Genomic DNA, 2,062 nt, shown 5'->3' on the forward strand with positions numbered 1-2,062 from the left:
AAGCAGTGCTTGAATAAACTTTTTTGACGTTGGCGCCGACCTTATACATTTCAGCCTTGGTGTAATCCAACTCGTCATCAGATAAAATATCCTTTGCATCAACCACGCCGATTCCGTCATGGGTATCAAGTGTGGTGAATTGCTTCATTGGGCTGTTTTTCAGCCAACCAACCAGGCGATCGGCTTTTCCCGAATACAGACTGTAGAGTGTGACGATTGGTAACGCAAAGTCATAGCTGAAGTAGTTGTGGTCGGTAATCTTTCGAACAATGTGGTAGTTTTCGTGAATTTCTGGTAACAGTGTCGTCTCACGAGGACCTGTGATGCCGTCAATTTCCTTTAACAAGTCCCAAATATCTGGTTCAACGAAGAAATCATTGGTGCCTAATTTTTTGACTGCATAAGCGAAGGCGTCCAAGCGAATAATTGAAGCGCCGTGATCAATCAAGAAGTTGAGCGTGTCTTTGATAAACTTCTTGGTAACCTGCTTGGTGACGTCTAAATCAATTTGATCCTCGCCGAAGGTATTCCAAACTTCTTCTGTTTGACCGTCTGCGAATTTGACGCTTTGAACCGGGGCCTTTGGCTTACGTTTATAAATCAGGTCAATGTCTTCTTGAGTAGGGTGACCCTTTGGCCAAAATTCATCCCAGTGAATAAACAAGTCTCGATAGGCTGAATCATTATGCTTTTCCTGGAAGTCCTTGAAGTATTTGGACTGTTTGGAAATATGATTGACCATGAAGTCAAACATCAGGTAGTAAGATTCTGACAACTTCTTGACGTCATCCCAGCTACCAAATTTTTCATCAACTTTAGTGTAATCCATTGGCGCAAAGCCACGGTCACCTGATGATGGGAAGAAGGGGAGCAAGTGAACGCCGCCGACAACACCCTTTAAATGGGTTTCCAAAACGGTTTGAAGATCTTTGAGATTACTTCCCAAGCTGTCCGGGTAAGTAATGAGCATTGCTTTGTTGTTTAATTTCATAGGATCAATTCCTTTCGTATTTGTACAGGTAGGCTGACCATGGCTGGAGCTTCATGGAAGCCGGTCGTTGTTTTTCTGAATCGTTTGTAAGAACTAATTTGAGGTTTTGATAAGTATCCGGAACCTGATAGCTGGCCGGTTGATCACTTAAATTGGTGATAATTAAGTAGCCACTGCGTCCGGATTCTCTGGTGTAAACATATAACTGGTGGTCGTTGGTATTGACTAACGCATACTGGCCATCGAGTAAAATCGGATCATGCCGTCTTAGCTCAACTAATTTTCGGTAGAAGTTAAGGACTGAATTGGCGTTGGTTTCCTCGGTTTCGACGTTGATTTCAACGTGGTTGGGATTAACTTCAATCCACGGTTTGTGGCTGCTGAAGCCACTGGTTGACGTCCGATCCCACTGCATGGGTGTCCGGGCATTATCGCGGCTCTTGCTGCGAAGCTTAAACAACGTCTGGGCTTTGGTCGCGCCCTTTTGTAGTTCTTCACGATAAAAGCGTTTGGAATCCAGGTCGCGGTACTGATCAATCGTTTCAAAATCAACGTTGCTCATGCCCAACTCTTGACCTTGATAAATAAATGGCGTGCCTTTCATCAAAAAGTACATCATCGCAAGTGCGGTCGCGCTTTGACTGCGCATGGTTGTGTCATTACCGAAATAAGAAACCGCTCGGGGTAAATCATGATTTTCCAGGAATAAGGCGTTCCAGCCGATTCCTTCCAAACCGGTCTGCCAGTTGGATAACGCCTGGCGTAGTTGAGCAACATCGACTTGACCAACCGTAAACTTTTCCCAAAAGCTAACGTGATCAAATTGAAAAATCATATCGAAATAGCCGTCTTTTGAATTGACCCACTGTCGGGCCCGACGAACAGGAACCCCGCCAGCTTCTCCAACAGTCATGAGATGGTCGCGTTTGAAGTCGGCGCTCAATTCAGCGAGCAGTTTGTCAATCCCCGGCACGTTATTCATGGCATCTTCTTGGTCAGAAACATCAGCAAATGACTGATTTTTCTTCAAATGCGAGATGGCATCCAACCGGAAGCCATCAACGCCTTTAG

General features: G+C 45.0%; 2 protein-coding genes. Both read right to left on the reverse strand.

Features of this window, described 5'->3' with window-relative positions:
* Window positions 1-991 (reverse strand): sucrose phosphorylase (gtfA, locus tag AB3112_RS10965; RefSeq protein WP_367334508.1); only part of this gene is annotated, 991 nt, incomplete at its 3' end.
* Between the two features lie 4 nt (window positions 992-995).
* On the reverse strand, window positions 996-2,062 hold a 1,067-nt coding region (locus AB3112_RS10970), incomplete at its 5' end, for an alpha-amylase family glycosyl hydrolase (protein WP_367334509.1).

Source organism: Lentilactobacillus sp. (assembly GCF_040773105.1).
In the GTDB taxonomy this organism is placed as follows: domain Bacteria; phylum Bacillota; class Bacilli; order Lactobacillales; family Lactobacillaceae; genus Lentilactobacillus; species Lentilactobacillus parabuchneri.